General features: G+C 44.5%; 12 protein-coding genes and 1 tRNA gene. 2 read left to right on the top strand and 11 right to left on the bottom strand.

What is annotated here, in order from left to right; all coding sequences use genetic code 11:
* Positions 1–228: 228 nt before the first annotated feature.
* The 6 genes from Q5866_RS16725 to Q5866_RS16700 all read right to left on the bottom strand — a co-directional run bounded on the left by Q5866_RS16725 (position 229) and on the right by Q5866_RS16700 (position 8,455).
* Positions 229–1,398 (bottom strand): TlpA disulfide reductase family protein, encoded by a 1,170-nt coding sequence (locus Q5866_RS16725; protein WP_303181402.1) that lies wholly within the window; start codon positions 1,396–1,398, stop codon positions 229–231.
* A gap of 19 nt (positions 1,399–1,417) precedes the next feature.
* Positions 1,418–2,854, bottom strand: coding sequence for a RagB/SusD family nutrient uptake outer membrane protein (locus Q5866_RS16720; RefSeq protein ID WP_292271450.1), 1,437 nt, complete (start codon positions 2,852–2,854; stop codon positions 1,418–1,420).
* Positions 2,855–2,872: 18 nt separating this feature from the next.
* The gene (locus Q5866_RS16715; RefSeq protein WP_292271452.1) at positions 2,873–6,370 is read right to left on the bottom strand and encodes a SusC/RagA family TonB-linked outer membrane protein; all 3,498 of its coding nucleotides are present in this window, start codon (positions 6,368–6,370) and stop codon (positions 2,873–2,875) included.
* A 41-nt stretch (positions 6,371–6,411) separates the two neighbouring features.
* Entirely contained in the window at positions 6,412–7,614 is a 1,203-nt protein-coding gene (locus Q5866_RS16710; protein WP_292271454.1) for a FecR family protein, read from the bottom strand.
* Positions 7,615–7,683: 69 nt separating this feature from the next.
* The gene (locus Q5866_RS16705) at positions 7,684–8,268 is read right to left on the bottom strand and encodes an RNA polymerase sigma factor (protein WP_292271455.1); all 585 of its coding nucleotides are present in this window, start codon (positions 8,266–8,268) and stop codon (positions 7,684–7,686) included.
* A gap of 114 nt (positions 8,269–8,382) precedes the next feature.
* A tRNA-Arg gene (locus Q5866_RS16700) sits at positions 8,383–8,455 on the bottom strand.
* Between the two features lie 164 nt (positions 8,456–8,619).
* Between Q5866_RS16700 and Q5866_RS16695 the strand changes: the two genes are divergently transcribed.
* Together Q5866_RS16695 and dapA are read left to right on the top strand one after the other, a co-directional pair.
* Complete coding sequence (locus tag Q5866_RS16695; protein WP_099294425.1) at positions 8,620–9,138, top strand: hypothetical protein; 519 nt, start codon at positions 8,620–8,622, stop codon at positions 9,136–9,138.
* A 1-nt stretch (position 9,139) separates the two neighbouring features.
* Entirely contained in the window at positions 9,140–10,012 is an 873-nt protein-coding gene (gene dapA, locus Q5866_RS16690; protein ID WP_303181399.1) for a 4-hydroxy-tetrahydrodipicolinate synthase, read from the top strand.
* A gap of 15 nt (positions 10,013–10,027) precedes the next feature.
* On the opposite strand, the gene Q5866_RS16685 is transcribed toward dapA, so the two are convergent.
* The 5 genes from Q5866_RS16685 to Q5866_RS16665 form a co-directional block, all read right to left on the bottom strand.
* Entirely contained in the window at positions 10,028–11,524 is a 1,497-nt protein-coding gene (locus tag Q5866_RS16685; RefSeq protein WP_303181398.1) for a GldG family protein, read from the bottom strand.
* A gap of 13 nt (positions 11,525–11,537) precedes the next feature.
* Positions 11,538–12,260 carry an ABC transporter permease gene (locus Q5866_RS16680; protein WP_186978655.1) on the bottom strand — a complete coding sequence of 241 codons (723 nt, stop codon included), beginning with the start codon at positions 12,258–12,260 and terminating at the stop codon, positions 11,538–11,540.
* 3 nt (positions 12,261–12,263) lie between these two features.
* Positions 12,264–13,190: an ATP-binding cassette domain-containing protein gene (locus Q5866_RS16675; protein WP_099294417.1), complete on the bottom strand. Its 927-nt coding sequence runs from the start codon at positions 13,188–13,190 to the stop codon at positions 12,264–12,266.
* Between the two features lie 133 nt (positions 13,191–13,323).
* On the bottom strand, positions 13,324–14,355 hold the full coding sequence (locus Q5866_RS16670; RefSeq protein ID WP_303181397.1) for a LacI family DNA-binding transcriptional regulator: 1,032 nt from the start codon (positions 14,353–14,355) through the stop codon (positions 13,324–13,326).
* 18 nt (positions 14,356–14,373) lie between these two features.
* A complete protein-coding gene (locus tag Q5866_RS16665; protein ID WP_303181396.1) occupies positions 14,374–16,434 on the bottom strand; it encodes an HD family phosphohydrolase in 2,061 nt (686 codons plus the stop codon).
* Between the last annotated feature and the right edge of the window lie 188 nt (positions 16,435–16,622).

Raw genomic sequence — 16,622 nt, 5'->3', positions numbered from 1 at the left:
TAGAGAAGAGCGATTCTGAAAAGAGTCGCTCTTTTTTTATGGTGTAAATGGTATTCTAGCTCCTCCTCTGTTTTAGTCGCCTCCGGCGAGTTGCAAGTTATATTTGCCTTCGGCAAGTTGCAGGTTGCTTTTCTTGCGTTGTAGACTGTATTTAATTTATTTGCTTTTAGATAATGAAAAAAAGAGTAGGAATACCTACTCTTTTCCGCTGTGTGAAATGATATATGCTTACTTGAGAAGCTCTTTTATTTTTTCTTCCAATGCTTTGCCTCGTAGTTTGATGGATAAGACTTTTCCTGTTGAATCTACAAGGAAGATAGCGGGGATAAGTTTTACTTCGTATGCATCGGCGATATTTGATTTATCCAAGAAATTAGGCCAAGGAAATTGTTCTTCTTGAAGTGCTTTTTGCCATGCAGCATTGTCTTTGTCTATGGATATGCTGATTATTTCAAGACCTTTGGTTGCAAATTCTTTATACAAGGCTTTCAGGTTGGGAATTTCCCGACGGCATGGTCCACACCAAGATGCCCAAAAGTCGATGAGTGTGTATTTTTTGCCTTTTATTAGTTCTTGTAAAGTGAGTGTTTTACCTTGAGAGTCAGTTACGGTAAAGTCAGGGGCTTGTTTGCCTTCGAGGGTTTCCGGATATAGTTCTTCATAAACAATTTGACCGTAATAACTTTTCTGCGCTTCCGGTGAGAAGTTCGCGAACCATTCTTTTTGCTCTTCCTCGAACCAACTCATGGATTGCAACATAAGGAAAGGTCCCCACCAAGAATTCTTGTTATCCATGACGGCTTGTTTTGTCTTTTCCCCCGCAGCTTTGAAAAAAAGATTTTCGTCTGCAGCCATTTCCTGATATTCTTTTGTTTTGGCAAGAGAGTCCATGAGAATTTTGTTTTTATTCATTCTGGCTTCACCTATTTGGGCGCTGATTACCTTGTGTTTTTCATTTTTGCTCATAAACATCTGTTCTAATTCTTCTTTAAATGCCATTTTTTTGAGAAATTCCTCGTGGATGGGGGAGCCGGATACTTTTGTATCACTAAAAGAGGTCCATTCTTGACCATTGTTATCCCGGGTTTCTACCTTGCTTGTAACAGTGGCATTTACCCCGTTCTCTACCATTACTTGTATTACGCCCGAATTTTCTTTCAATTGTATGTAGAACATCCTGGGTGATTCAACTTGACCGGAAAAGGTAAATTTGCCGTTAGAAAGAGTTGTCGTTGCAATGGGTTTTTCTTGTTTGTGAGTAGAACCCGGCACGAGGCAAATTTCTGTTCCGTCGGTTAAGCCGGTGATTGTTCCGTTGATTGTAAATGAATCTTTTGAAGCACAAGCAGTGGTGGCTAGCGTGATGATGGCTAGCATCATGATTATTATTGTTTTCATTATCGTGTCGTTTTAAAGCTTATCGTTCTACATTTTGTTTTATGGTTCCGTTCCCCGGATTGCTTGTAGCTCCCAACGGGAAGGGCATTATCCACAGGTGTGAAGTCGGGGATAGGGTGAGTGTACTTTCATTAAACTCTTTCGTGAGTGTCCGGGCATACAGGGCATCTTGATTTAAGCGACGCATATCCCAAAAAGGGATGGCGGTTTGCACGTATTCGTTCGCTTTTTCCGAAATGATGTATTTCACGGCTTGCTCTGTCGTGGCGGCAGAGAGTGGAGCGTATTTATCCGCGAAGATACGGGTTACACGTACGGCGTTCAGAACATTCATGGCTTCGTCGATGTTCTCCTGTCCTCCTTTGCGTGCAAGACATTCGGCTTTTATGTAATACATTTCGGGCGTGGAGATTCCACCACCGTTAAATTTATCATTACGGATACCATAGAATATATCATCGGGTGCTTCGTATTTCGCTTTCCATTTAGAGGCAAAACGGGCATCGCCTTCTTCAAAAAGGGCGGCACGCGTGATGGTTAAAGCTCCGTTGACTCCGCTTTGTCCGAAGTTCTTTTGTGTGTTGGTCCCGTAGCGGAAAATATAGTTTTCCGGGTTATTCAAGCCGATAGCGGGATAACTGGTTGACCAATCGTCCGGTTTTTCTATTTGTTCTTTGTTTTGCTCGTAATAGGTACGCCAGTCATATAGTTCATCGTTTTGTTTCAAGGCTTCTTCCGCGTATGTTAAGGCATTCGTGTAATCGCCCATGGTGAGATATACCCGTGCCAACATGGCGTATGCGGTTCCCAGAGTCGGGTGCAGGACGGTAGTACCTTCTTCGGGGAGAGCCGGAAGAGCCTCGGTAAGGTCTTGTAAAATGAATCCATACATTTTTTCGATCGTGATCTGGGTAGAGGGAGCCCCCATATCCATACTGAGTATCTGGGGAACGGATAGCTTCGTGGCGGCAGTTGTGCTGTTGTAGGCTTCCGCGTAATAGTTTGTCAGATAGAAATAATTCATTGCCCGGAGTACTTTTGCTTGAGCGATCAATTCATCCCGTTCTGCTTGGGTACATTCCGTGGCATCGGGTACGCTGCTGATAATGAGATTCCAATTCGCGATGGCAGAATAGGAATAGTAATAGAGGGCTTCATCGGAATTGTTTTGTTCGATGCGATCTTCGTTCTCCTGCCAGTTGTAGTTGATAGAATTTAGTGTTACAGAAGTAAGGGAACTCGGTTTCATGTACACGTCGTTTAATAGGTTTATGGCTTGTGTGGCATCGTTAAGATGATTTGATTCATTCCGGATAAAAGCGTCGAAGTCGGCGAGGGTTGTCGGGATTTTTTCTCCTTTGGGGAGAATGTCTAAAAAGTCGTTGCAGGAGGAAAAAAGAGCTCCTGTTATCAGAAGACTGATACTTACGAGTATATATTGTATTTTCTTTTTCATGGTCTTTCGATTTTAGAATTAAAAGTTCAGGTAGAGTCCACAAACGTAATTCGGTTTGTTCTTACTTCCCAGAAGAACTCCGGCTTTGCTGTTAAATGCAAGGGTGGCTAAATTCTCGATATTGAATTGTACACGGGCTGCACCAAGACCGATTTTCTTCACCCATTCAACCGGAACTCTGTACGAGAGCGAGAGATTGTTGATTTTAATATAGGATGCATCCAACACGTGAATGTCTGCTTTCCCGTATATGCTTTCCCGCGCGTAATTAAATTCCGGGGATGTGCTGAACAAGAGGCGGGGAACATTGGTTTTTTCCTCGTCACCTGCTTCTTGCCAGCGTTTACGGATGTCTTTGTTCGTCATACTGACCGTCCTGCCCATGCTGATCGTGGGAATATTGGTGTTGCGTATTTTATGACCGCCCGCGTAAAGCAGCATGAATGAAAATTCAAAGTTTTTGTAGTTCAATGTGTTCGTGAAGGAACCGCTGTAAACGGGAACACTTGTCCCGGCATAATGGATCGCTTCGAGATCCGTGTATTTCGTTGTCGTGATTTCTCCGTTCAAATCGTACATTTGAGGTTCTCCTTTTTCACTCAATCCTGCCCATTTGTAAGCGTAAATAGCATTATAGGGTTTTCCTTCTCTGGGGTATGCCATAGGATAATCCATTTGAAGATAATACACGGGTGCAGTTACATTAATCTTGGTTACTTTGTTTTTGTTGTACCCGAAAAGGAATCCTGCGTTCCATTTGACTTCGGTTTCGCGGAGGATGTCACCTTGGAGAGTCAATTCAAATCCCCGGTTACGCATAGCCCCGTTGTTGAAGGAGAGGGTTCTGTACCCGAAACCTTCCGTGGGTACTCCCATTTGGTTGGCAAGCAGGTCAACACTTTTTTTGTTGTACACTTCAAATGTTCCGGACAAGCGTCCCGTGAGCACTGAAAAGTCTATACCGACATTTATGGTCGTTGTTTTTTCCCAACGCAGGTTTGGATTAGGAGGTGAAGAGATATTTCCATATAAGCCTCCGACTAAGGTGCTTGCGTAGTAATTGGCCGTGAGATAGGGTGCGGCGTCTTTTGCGATATTACCGCCAATACCGTATGATGCCCGAAGTTTTAGTAAATCTATCCAGTTTACGTTAAAGAAGCTTTCCCGGTTGATATTCCAGTTTGCCCCGACAGACCATAACGGTTTGTTCTGGTATTTGGAGTTTGTACCCCATAGGTTGGAACGATCCCAACGGATACTGCCGGAGAGGGTGTAACGGTTGTCGAATGAATAGGCTATGTTGGAATAGAATGACACGAAACGGTTTACCAATTCCGATTGTGACCGGGGAGAGGTGAGCGATGCCCACGAGTTCATCAGACCGGAGAAACCTGCCGTCAGTTTGGTTTCATCGATATATTGTGATGACAATAATCCGCTGTCGTAGCCGTAGCGGGTAAGACTGTTATATTCCAGCTTGGTGTTTCTGATTTCCTGCCCGATGATCCATGTTACGTTGTGCAAGTCGTTGAATGTTTTGTCAACATTGATTTGCTGGCGGAAATTATACGCGTTGGAATGATGTTCCTGCGTGTAGAATATATCCCCCGCGGGCAGGTTATACAAGGCTTCTCCGTTATTGTTCGTGGCAAATTTATTGACCGTTTGGCGGGTATTCAAAGATTCCATTTCTTCCAGACGTTTCAAGCGGCTTACCCCGTATTCGTATTGGAACATGGTATTGTAGGATAACCATGGAAGGATTTTGATATCCAGTTTCCCGTACAGGCGGTTGTTAAATTCTCTGGTTTTGTTCAAACGTCTGTCGAGTTCGTCAAGCGGTACGATATCCAGACTGTATAGTCCGTAATTGGCTATATTATCTCTCACGGTCTTTGTTTGCTGGGCGGCAATGGTGACGGGCGTGCCGTTTTCTTTTAACCGGTCGTAGGGACTCGCGGTGAAGCCTGCGCTGTAAGAACTGAATAAGTCGTATGTTTGTTCCGTTTTATTCTTGAAACTGATGTAAACGCCGACATCTGCTTTCAACCAAGAAGTCAGTTGAAGTGAATTTGTGATATTTACCCCGACTTGATCGTTTTTCGTGTATCGGTCTTCTTCTTTGTTGTTCCGGTAACTGACGGAGAGGTTGAAGTTATTCCGGTCTGTGGCTTTGCCTACGCTCAGGTTGTATTGCTGGTAGAAAGGATTGCGTTTGGCGTATTTCTCTACATCCTTGTAAAAGCCGAATCCCCGAGAGCTCAATTCTGCCAGTTTCGCGTCCGCTTCTGCTTGAGAAATCTTGTTCGTGTAAAGGTCGAGTAAGATATTGGTCCCTGCGCTGGGTAGGGTGGAATAGTTGTTCCGGAGGTTTTCAGCCTCGGCAATCGCCCGGTCTATGCCATTGTTTAATTCGGCGTTTTGTGTTGCCCAGTATTTTTCCAGTTCGATGATATCGGCCGAATTGGTCAAGTTACCCGTGTAGTAGGAATAGGGATGAATGGTAAACGAGCCGGAAAGTTGTACTTGAGTCTTGCCTTGTTTGGCTTTTTTGGTCACGATGACAACAACACCATTGGCAGCGCGTGCCCCGTAGATAGAGGTGGCGGCGGCATCTTTTAATATGGTGATGCTTTCGATGTCTTCCATGTTGAGATCGGGTATGTTTTCCGTGACATTGCCGTAGGCGTCGATAGTCGTGTTTTCCACGGGAAAGCCGTCAATCACGTAAAGCGGGGTTTGCATGGCATTCATGGTTGATACTCCCCGGATGATTCCGTCGGAATACCCGGCGACCTGTCCTTCCAGTACGGAGGACAAGTTGTCCAAACGACGGGTTTCGAGAGTGGTGGCGCTTACTTTGGCAAAAGCTCCGGTAGAGCGTTCCTTGGAAATGGTTTGGTATCCGGTTACCACCACTTCGTCTAAGGTTTCCTTGTCGGGTTCCAGTTTGAAGTTGATTACTTCCTGTTTACCCAAGGGCATTTCAATGGTTTTGTAACCGATGAAGGATACCATGACGGTGTTATATTTCTCGTCAAATGTAAGAACATAGTTTCCGTTGACGTCGGAAGGTACTCCGGTGGTGGTTCCTTTCAGCCAGATGTTGGCTCCGGCGATGGGCTGGTTGTTTTCGTCCAGTACCTGACCTTTGATCGTGCGTGTTTTTTTCTTTTCCGGGGTGTCGGTCGCCGGTTTCGGTTTCACGATGACAATGTCGTTTTCGATTTCATAGGTGTAAGGCTGGTTTTTGAAAATAAGATCCAATGCCGTTTTTAACGGTTGGTTCTCGAATTTCAAGGTGACGTTTGAGGCTTTCTGAATTTCGACTTCGCTGTAAATGAATTTTACTTCGGTCTGTTCTTTGATTTGTTTGAATACTTCGCGAAGAGGCATATTCTTCACGTCCAGAGTCACTTTTTTCACGGGAGTGTCAGCGTAACTCCCCATGCCGAATACGAATAGGAAAATGAGTAATAAACTCAAATGCTGTTTCTTAAATGGATTTTTTTTCATAACATTGTACTTTAATTGTTTTTTCCACCTAGAGAATGGAATTAATTGTTTAAACGGGAGATGTTTGCAGCATCTTCCGCTTTCTTTATAATAATATTTCTTCCGGATATTTCGAATTTGATATTTGTTGTCTTGCCGATAATCGTGAGGACTTCTTCCAAGGTTTGGTTTCGCTTCACGATGCCTGTAAAGGGGTGCTCCCGGAACTCCGCCGCTTCAAAGGTGAATTGCACGTCGTACCAGCGGGACAGTTGTCGGGCGATGTATGATAAGGGCATATTCTCGTACTCGAAGGCTCCGCTAATCCATGAGGTATAGATTGATACATCGACTTTTTGTTTTTCCAGTTTGTCGGTCGTGTGGTCCATGATGGATTGTTCTCCCGGCGAGAGGCGAATTTTCGAGTTATTGTGTTCGAACTCGACACTTCCGGAGACGAGTGTGGTAATTGTTTTTTGTTCTTCGGGATAGGCTGTTATGTTGAATTTCGTGCCTAGTACCCGAATCCGGTCGTTGCCCGAATGCACGATGAACGGGCGGGATTTATCCGGCGCCACTTCCAAGTATATTTCTCCTTTCATGTAAATTTCCCTTGTATTCCCGGAAAATTGACTGGGGAATTGTATTTCGGAGGACGAGTTTATCCATACACGTGTGCCGTCTGACAGCGTGAAACGGTATTCACCACCCGGGGGAACGGTAATCATGTGAAGCGGGGCGGTTTGCCCTGTTTCCCGGTTATCCTTGTTATATTGTAATCCTTCCAGAGAGTCGTTTACAATAGTCGAACCGTCGGGAGCCACGATGCGGGAAGATGTCGAGGAGGTTAGGTTGACAGTTTCGCCGTTGGCGTAGCTGAGTACAGCTTTCACGCTGCCGGGTTCGATTTGAGTTTGAGCAACTTGTTGCTCCGGGGCATACGTCGATCGTGTATCCGGGAATATAAAGAGCAGGATTAAAGCGACAGAGGCTGCAATAGCAGTTCCGATAATCCGGTGCAGGCGTCTGTTCTTCCGGCGAGTGTGTGTTAATGTTTTGGAGAAGTTTTCCCAAGCTTCTCGCGGTGAAAGTTTTTCTTGTACCTGTATTGTTTTTAGTAGTTTCTCTGCTTCCCGGATATCCCGAAATAGTTTCCGGGCTTCCTTGTCATTGTCTATGAGATGGCGGAGTTGCTCCCGCGCCGCCGGGGAGAGGGTGCCGTTGCTGTATTCCGCTATCAGTTCGTATATTGTTTTATGCTCCATGTGTCACTGTTTTATATGATATTCCCAAAAAATTAGAATGGGTGACACGAATAGAATAAAATTTTGAAATTATTTTTCAGAATGCAGGAAAGAGAGAAAGAGGAGGGAGAATGTTTTGGTGTCTATTGACTTGCGCAAAGCTTCTAGCGCACGGGCGTAGTAGGTTTTCACGGTATTAACGGATATCTGCATTTCTTCCGCCACGGTTTTATAAGGCGTGTTATTGAAAATAATGGCTTTTAATACTTTTTGAGGATTGGTGGGGAGATTTTCTATCGCAGCGTATAGTTGTTCTTTGATTTTTTCGAGTTCTGCCTCGTCGTCATGAAGCATTTCATCCAGAAAGTCATCAATATGCAGTTCAATGTCCACGAAATAGGTTTTGCCTTTGTTTCTCATGAATTGTAAAGAGGCTTTACTTGCAGCGCCGAATAAATAGGAACGGATAGAGCCTGAAAACGGATGTCCCTTTTTGTTGTCCCAGAAAGAGATGAAGACGGATTGAACGATGTCTTTAGCGTCCTCGACGGAAAGAAGGTAGCGCATGACATAAGTGCATAACGGTTGATAGTAGATGTCAAACATTATTTTCATGCACCGTTCATCTCCGGCTGCCAGCAGGCGAATAATCGTTGATTCGGTTTTATCTGTCACTGTCGGTATTCCTTTTCGTGGAGTGGTAAAGTTAGTATTAATCCGGTAAAATGCAAAGGGGATGACATTACCGGAAGCAAAAATCCCCCGAAAGATGTCTTTCAGGGGATTTCGTGAACTCGGCGGGAGTCGAACCCACAACCTCTTGGGCCGTAACCAAGTGCTCTATCCATTAAGCTACGAGTCCTTGTTTATTTTGCGTGGCAAAGGTATGGAATGTTCTTTGTTTATGCAAGAGTTTCGTGTTTTTTTTCAGATACTTTTTTTTATGTTTGAAAAATAACAAAGCGGGGTGCGTATAGTTTTTATTACTACTTTTGCGTTAGGTTGTTCAAGTACAAATAGAAGAATATGCTTAAATTTATAGTCGAGAAATTCAAGAGATATCATTTAAAGGATGTGGCAGTCAAGGACGAGCGGGTTTTGGCATTTCAAAATTTAGAGGCGGCGAAGGAATGTGTGTTGTTCTGGGTGGCTGATGATATTTCTTGGACAGAGGTAGATAAAATCAGAAAATCTCTGGCAAAGTATATGGAAGTGCATTTGCTTTCTTTTATCCGGCAGTCCAAATCGGTATTTGAACGATCGGGAGACGCGTTGTACGCGGATGAGTCTTCTATTACGTATGGTGGGAAAATCCGGGATGCCAAGTTGCGGGAGGTGTTGGAGAAGACGGAAGGGGTGTTCATAGACATTTCTATGCAGCCCGATGTTTTGGGGGATTACATTGTACGATATGCCAAATCGCCGTGCAAGGTCGGTATATCCAGAGAGGGAGTGGAGCATGATATTATGTTTGCCAATGTCCGGAATACGGACGTTTTTGTAGATCGTTTGTTTAAGTTATTCACAAAGATTAATACGTATTGAGATGAAAAAGTTTTCGGGAGTAGGGGTTGCTTTGGTTACTCCGTTTGACGAAATGGGAAATATCGACGAAAGTTCTTTAAGAAACCTCGTGAATTACGTGATAGACGGTGGTGTCGATTATCTGGTGGCTTTGGGTACTACTTCGGAGGCCGCGACAATGACGGTAGAGGAGAGGGCTTACGTGGTGAATGTGATCACGGAGGAAAATGCCGGGCGGTTGCCGATTGTCTTGGGTGTTGGAGGAAATAACACGGCTCATGTCGTGGAGGAACTTGCCACGTTACCTTATTTAAGGCAGGGAGATGCAATATTGAGTGTTACACCTTATTATAATAAGCCTTCACAGCAGGGATTATATAATCATTTTAAAGCTATCGCGGAACATTCGCCTCTTCCGGTAATCTTGTACAATGTTCCGGGGCGTACTTCCGTGAATATGACGGCTGCAACCACGTTGCGACTGGCTCTTGATTTTGAAAATATTATCGCGATAAAAGAGGCTGCCGGTAATTTTGAACAGGCGACTTCCATTATTGCCGGGATGCCGGAGAATTTTATTTTCCTGTCGGGTGACGACGGCATTGCCCTGCCCTTGATTTCTATTGGCGGGAGTGGGGTTATCTCTGTGATCGCGAACGTGTTGCCGTATGACTTTTCTACTATGGTGCATTTGGCTTTGGAAGGAGAATTTGGGGAAGCGAAAGATATTCACTTGCGCTTGGGTGAGATGTTCAAGGCTCTTTTCGAGGAGGGAAATCCTGCCGGGGTGAAAGCAGCCTTGCATGCCAAAGGGATTATTGCCAGTCAAAAACTACGTTCGCCCTTGTGCGAGGTGAGTGATTCTTTGTACCAGAAATTGAAACGAGGTGTGTAAAACACACCTTCCATTTTAATCTATATATCCGGACTGGGAACGTCTCAGTCTTTTTAATTTGTATTGCCTGTACTGGAACAGGCCGATTAATAGTATAATGACGATAGGCAAGAAAAAGTTGAAATATTTCAAGAATGTCCGGTATGAATTACTTACCGGTTCTAATGTCTGATTCACTATATATTTGTTCCTCAATTTTATCAACCCGGAATCGTCAGCCAACCATTCGATAGAGTTTATGGCAAACCTGATGTTGTCTAGGCGAAGGGCATCGTAGTCATTGTCTTCCATGAAGCTGGCATTCGAGATGACGATGATAGCACTTTTGTCGTCTTCATTATTCAATAAGGCAGCCACGACGTTGTTCGGGCGGTTGAAGTCATGGCGGGTCCACGTCTTCTGTATGTCGAAGAACACTGGAACTTCCTGTACTCCCGATGTCGGGGAAGTTTTTGCCAACGGGGTGAACGTGTAGGCGGAAGTGGTTTTCACGTTTGTCATACTACTCGCGAAGAGTAGTGATATGGCATTCAATCCGTTTGTGATAACATGAGAACTGAATTTCTGTATGGTTGGCATATACGGAAAACTGACCTTACTTTGATATAGGAAAAAAGGTCCTTGAGATACCCGGATTCGTCCGCAATAGCTATCGATCACGAAGTCATAGTTGATCTTCAGTCCGAAGTTTTCCAGCATATCTTCAAGACCGACACGATTGATAAAACCGTTATTTTGACTTGCTGTGATTTGTCCGACCGCGTGATTCAGCGCGATATACAGTCTTCCGCCTTGCTTCAAGTATTCTTGGAGTCGTTTAATCTCTTCCTTGCTGAAACTGTCTCTGGGACCCATGATACAAATCACTTTGTAACGGTTCAAGTCTGTGAATTGGTCGATGTATAATGATTCCAAACGTGCGTTTCGGAAAAGTTCATGCCTGATTTGGGTGATCTTGTCGCGGAGCATTTCGTTGTGTCCCAGCAAGAAGCCGATATTCGGTTTTGTCGTGTCGCATGCTTCTTTTAACATGCGAGTCACTTCGTATTCCAGCGGGGTATGCTGGCTGATAAGGGGGATGACCGATTTTTTGTTCCCGATTTGTATGACTGCCCCGAAGTAGATTTTTTGGATCTTCACCATATCTCTTTCCATGCTTTCTTGGGAGAAGGGATGTATGCCGGCTTCCAAGGCAAGTATTTCTCTCGAGTCGTTGTCCGGCGTGATGGTGGTGATCGTGAACGATTTGTTGCTAAGGGTTTTGTATTCTTTGAGCAAGTGTTTAAATTCCCGTCCCATTTTCATTTTATCCTGCGAAAGTCCTTCAGACATGAAAAGGGTTACGGAAACGTCTTTATCGACTTTTTTAATCATATTTTTGCTCACGGGGCTCAACGAGTATTTCTTGTTGCTCGTGAGGTCTATTCTGGCAAAAACGAAATAGGAGACAATATTTACCGCTATCAGTGATAAAATCAGGAAGGTGGGGTTATATATGAATTTGTTTTTCATCACTAGGTATATATTAGGCTCTGGTTCGACTGATATAGTATCTCGCTAGCGCGAGGAACAAGGTTACAATACTGACGAAATATACAAAGTCTTTCGTGTCGATGACTCCGCGGGGAATGGCATCGAAATGTTCGCCCATGGATAAATAAGTAAACAGGGCAGCGATGAAACCGGAGCCGAACAGTCCCGCGATAAACTCGAACAGGAATTGGAACCATATCCCGATGGCAAAGGTGACGAAAAAAGCAACAATCGTGTTTGACGTCAATGACGACGCGAATATGCCCATGCTGATATAGCAACCGCTAACCAGTATTAGTCCGAGGTAGCCGCAAATCCCGGCAGCATAGTCCACATGCCCGAGTGATGTCAGCGTAATGTAATAGGGCAGAGTCAGTAACAGGCATAGAATGACTTGCAGGAGTATTGCGAAAAATTTACCGCAAAGGAATTGCCACGGTTTTATCGGTTTCGTGAACAGGAGTTCGAACGTGCCGTCCTTTCGTTCGTCCGATATGCTTTTCATCGTGAGCACGGGAACCATGAAAAAAAGCGTCCAGTAGAACACGTTGAACAAGTAACTCAAAGAGGCTTGTCCGGTGTAAAATACGTTTTTCCACGAGAACCAGCAGATGAATCCCGTTATGCAAAAGAAAACCGTGTAAATAATGTATATCGCGAGCGAGTTGAACGCGACTTTTAATTCTTTATCTATGATAACTTTTACTGCGCCCATGAATTATTCGTTTTGAGTGACTTTTCGAAATATATCTTCCAGTCTGGTCTGCACGGGAGTGAGTTCACTGATATACCAATCATGTTCCCGGCAGAGGTCAAATATGGTTCGTCCGATTTCCACGTCGGGTTTGCACTGGATCTCGAAGTTTTGCTCTTGGGTAATCTCCATGTGCAAAATCTCCGGGAGCGTGCATAAGGCATCGTGGATGACCGGTATGTCGTCCCCTTTGATGCCCAGTTTGAAACTGTAACCCGCGTCGGATTTCCGACGGAGTTCGGATGTCGTCCCGTTTGCCACGATCTTGCCATTACTCATGATCATTACCTGATCACAAGTCGTTTCAATCTCGGATAAAATATGAGAGCTTAGAATCACCGTTTTGTCTTCCCCGATGGTCTTGATGATTTTGCGGATAGCAAAGATCTGGTTCGGGTCGAGTCCGGTAGTCGGTTCGTCCAAAATAACAACTTCCGGATCATGAATAAGGGCTTGAGCGATTCCGACACGTTGCCGATAACCTTTGGATAGCTCGTGAATCTTTTTATGTTTCTCGTTATCAAGTCCGCACAACCGGATCATATCGAGTACCCGTGCCGTGATTTTGTATTTCGGGATGTCTTGAAGTTTACCGATAAAAAACAGGAAGTCGATCACGTTCATTTCCGGGTACAGCGGGTTGTGTTCCGGGAGGTAGCCGATGACCTTTTTGATTTTTCCTGCCTGCTTCCAGATGGAGTAATCGCCGAAATTGATATTCCCGCGTTCGGGCAAGAGATAGCCTGACAATATTTTCATCGTGGTTGTTTTTCCGGCTCCGTTCGGTCCCAATAAACCAAGTACTTCCCCTCTTTTGGCTTTAAAAGAGATGGAATCCACGGCTTTGTGTCCTTCGAAAGACTTCGTTAATTTATCCACAATGACATCCATGGGCAGCTGTTATTTGTTTTCTACAAAAATAGTCATTCAAATTGATGATTTACGGCTTTAATAATCTTTAACCGAGTAATTAACAAGGTTTTAATCAATAGTGTTAAGTTTTTACATTTCTAGCGACAATCGTTTACTTGTGTTTATCGGATGATTCACGCACGATTAACTCGCAATTGACGATCTCTTTTCTTATCCTTGCGTGTCTGCTGTTTGTGATTTGTTCGAACAATAATTCAGCTGCGGTTTTTCCTATTTTTTCCGGGAATTGATTTATCGAACTAACCGTGGGGTTCATGTACCGGGAGCGTTTCGTGTTGGAGAACCCTACCACGGCAATGTCCTGCGGGATATTGAGTTTTTTCTCTTTTATCGCCTCAATCGCACCGATAGCCAGATCATCCGTGATACCGAATATGGCATCCGGTCTTTCCCGCGTTTCGAGTAATTGTAGCGTGGCCTGCTTGCCGGATTCAACGGTTAAGTCCGAACAGTGACGGATATAATTTTCCTTTATAGGTATATGATTTGCTTCCAGCGCTTTCCGGTAACCTTCCATGCGTTTGCCGCCGATGGCTATTTGTTCCGGTCCGGTTAATATGGCGATCTTTTTGCATCCGACCGACACGAGATGTTGTATCGCTTGGAAGGCAGCGGTAACACCGTCAGTCACGACTCTCGATACTCCTTCCACGGAACCCGTTGTGCGGTCGAATAATACCACGGGGATTCCGGATTCTTGGATTTGTTTCACGTGGTCAAATTCTTTTGTCTCGTGCGATAGAGCCATGATGATTCCGTCCGCCCGGTTTGCCAATAGGACGTCCACGCTTTTTTTCTCTTTCTCGAAGTTTTCGTTTGAGGAGATAACCAACACGTTGTACCCGTGACCGTCAGCTACTTCCTCGATTGTTTTTACCACGGTAGCGTAAAACGTGCTCACGATCTGGGGTACGATAACCCCGATCGAGTGGCTCTTGTGCGTTTTCAGCGCGACGGCAAGGGGATTGGGCTTGTACCCGAGTTGCTTGGCCAAGTCTTGCACTTTTTTGCGGGTTTTAGCGCTGATTTCATGATTGTCTTTCAAAGCACGGGAAACCGTTGATACCGATATTTTCAGTTTCTCCGCGATGTCCTTGATTGTTACAGGCTTCTGTGTTGTCATATACTTAATATGTTTGGGTCACGACTTTTTTTCTAATTTCGGGTAGGCTATACGGGCGTGATACACGTTGATCAACATTTCCGTGAATACTCGCTTCACGGTGGAGATGTCCCTGAATGTCAAGTCCGCGTTGGCGAATCTTCCTTCTTGAAGCATACCGTCTATAATATTATTTACAAGATTTGTCAAGTTTTCCTCATCCTTTACTTCCAGAGCTCGGGAAGCGGCTTCCACGGCATCCGCCATCATGACCACCGCACATTCTTTTTTCACAGGATCGGGACCGGGATAGGTAAATAGCGCTTCGTCTATTTCTTTATCCGGGTATTTGTTCTTGAACGAGTAGTAAAAATATTTCACCTTACTTTTGCCGTGGTGTGTGCGGATAAAGTTCTTGATGGCTTCCGGCAGTTTGTACTTGTTCGCCAGTTCAAGTCCTTGCGTGACGTGTGCGATGATAAGTTGGGCGCTCTCGTCAAAATCCAGATTACTGTGCGGGTTCAACCCACCGGTCTGGTTCTCGATGAACATGATCGGGTTGTAGGATTTACCGATGTCATGGTATAATGCCCCGGTACGTGCCAGCAGGGGACTGCCGCCGATATGGTAAATCGCCTCTTCCGCGAGGTTGGCAACCATGAGGGAGTGTTGAAAGGTTCCCGGTGCTTTCTTCGTGAGGTTACGCAATGCCGGGTGGTTCGGGTTCGAGAATTCCAGTAGACTGATTTCCGAGGTGTACCCGAAAAGTTTTTCCACGAGGTAGAGTGCCGGGTAAATCAAACTTAGTAATGCCGTGTTGATAAGCAACAGAAGGATGGCAAACAAGTGTTTGGGGGCAAATGAACCTTCCTGTATAAGCGTGAAAGCCCCGTAAACAAGCACGTAAGTCAAGAATATCAAAGCCAGCGCGATGAATAATTGTGATCTGCGCTGCAAATGGGAGAGGCTGAACATGGCCACGATTCCCGCCGCTATCTGCATGAAGAAATACATGTAGTTGTTCGGGGCGTAGTACGAGATCAGCATGGTCGTGCCCAACAGCAGGTAAAGTGCCGGACGCGTGCCGAACAGTATGTTCACGATGAGCGGGAAGAACAGCACGGGTATCGCGAGAATATTTATATTCTGGAAATAACTGATACTGCCCACGGCAATGGTCAGCAGGAACATGCTATACAGGAAAAAGAAGTCTTTCGTGTTGTAGAAGAGCCTTTTTCTTGATATGTAAAGAAACATGGAAAAGCTGAGTATGGCAATCAGTGTCAGGATGGTTTGGGCGGCAGTGATTCTGATTCGGTCGACTGTAGAACCTAGACTTTGCTCGTGTTCTATACGGAAAGATTCCAGTACCTTGTATGTTTCGGGGGTGACCAGATCATTTCGGGAGATGATAATATCCCCTTTGTTTATCATGCCTTGTGTCGGCGTGATATTTTTCATGCTGGTTTCTACCGCCAGTCCTGTTTTGGTAAGGTCGTATTCCAGATTCGGGTTAATGTAGTTGTTCAATCCCATGCTGAGGATCTTTTCCTCGGTTGTTTTCGCGAGATGCAGACTTTGTACGTATTCTACCAGTGTTTCGTATGCTTGTTTCAGCGTGTAGACATTGGAGAATTTTTCCTCTTGGGCAATACCGTCCTTAACGACCAGAATGTTTTTGATTTTGTCTGTATTGAACTTTTCCGGCATTAGAAGTATTCCGCGAGAGTATATCTCTCGTAACTTTGTCACGATCTTGTTGATGTCGTTCCCGTTGAACAAAGTTTTGTACTCGCCTAATTTTTCAGCGAATTTGTTGATCTGTACATCCGAACTTGCTTCCGTGTAATTGAAAATGGGAGGCTGTTCTTCCCGGATCTTTTCAATTTCGGCTGTAATTTCCTCGGAACTTTTGTGCAAGGGGAAATCAATCGGGGCAATTAACGTTTCGTATTTCCACGGCATTCCTTTCTGGTAAGAGTATTTGAATCCCTCTATCTTGGGAAGTAGCAAAACTATTATACCGCAGATAATAATGATCGTACTGATTTTGAACACGTGTTGAATCGTACGATGTTTTCTATTTTTATTACTTAGCATGTTCGACTTTATAGAATTATCTTTGTTCAAAGATATAATAAAATTTTAAAGCCTCCTACGGGGAGGCTTTAAAATTGTTGCAAGTTACAAGTTGAGCCTTCGGTTCTGCAAGTTACAAGTTTTTGAATGAGTTCTTTTTAACCTGTAACTTGCAGAGCCAAAGGCTCAACCTGCAACCTGTAACGTTT

The organism is uncultured Butyricimonas sp. (assembly GCF_959596855.1).
Taxonomy (GTDB): Bacteria; Bacteroidota; Bacteroidia; order Bacteroidales; family Marinifilaceae; genus Butyricimonas; species Butyricimonas muris.
The sequence above is the reverse complement of the archived record's forward strand: the minus strand, read 5'-3'. Positions and strand labels throughout refer to the sequence as shown.

What these genes read in the sequence shown, in the direction of transcription:
- Q5866_RS16725 (WP_303181402.1), bottom strand. Translation starts at nt 1,398, where the DNA reads ATGAAAACAATAATAATCATGATGCTAGCCATCATCACGCTAGCCACC.
- Q5866_RS16720 (WP_292271450.1), bottom strand. Translation starts at nt 2,854, where the DNA reads ATGAAAAAGAAAATACAATATATACTCGTAAGTATCAGTCTTCTGATA.
- Q5866_RS16715 (WP_292271452.1), bottom strand. Translation starts at nt 6,370, where the DNA reads ATGAAAAAAAATCCATTTAAGAAACAGCATTTGAGTTTATTACTCATT.
- Q5866_RS16710 (WP_292271454.1), bottom strand. Translation starts at nt 7,614, where the DNA reads ATGGAGCATAAAACAATATACGAACTGATAGCGGAATACAGCAACGGC.
- Q5866_RS16695 (WP_099294425.1), top strand. Translation starts at nt 8,620, where the DNA reads ATGCTTAAATTTATAGTCGAGAAATTCAAGAGATATCATTTAAAGGAT.
- dapA (WP_303181399.1), top strand. Translation starts at nt 9,140, where the DNA reads ATGAAAAAGTTTTCGGGAGTAGGGGTTGCTTTGGTTACTCCGTTTGAC.
- Q5866_RS16685 (WP_303181398.1), bottom strand. Translation starts at nt 11,524, where the DNA reads ATGAAAAACAAATTCATATATAACCCCACCTTCCTGATTTTATCACTG.
- Q5866_RS16680 (WP_186978655.1), bottom strand. Translation starts at nt 12,260, where the DNA reads ATGGGCGCAGTAAAAGTTATCATAGATAAAGAATTAAAAGTCGCGTTC.
- Q5866_RS16675 (WP_099294417.1), bottom strand. Translation starts at nt 13,190, where the DNA reads ATGGATGTCATTGTGGATAAATTAACGAAGTCTTTCGAAGGACACAAA.
- Q5866_RS16670 (WP_303181397.1), bottom strand. Translation starts at nt 14,355, where the DNA reads ATGACAACACAGAAGCCTGTAACAATCAAGGACATCGCGGAGAAACTG.
- Q5866_RS16665 (WP_303181396.1), bottom strand. Translation starts at nt 16,434, where the DNA reads ATGCTAAGTAATAAAAATAGAAAACATCGTACGATTCAACACGTGTTC.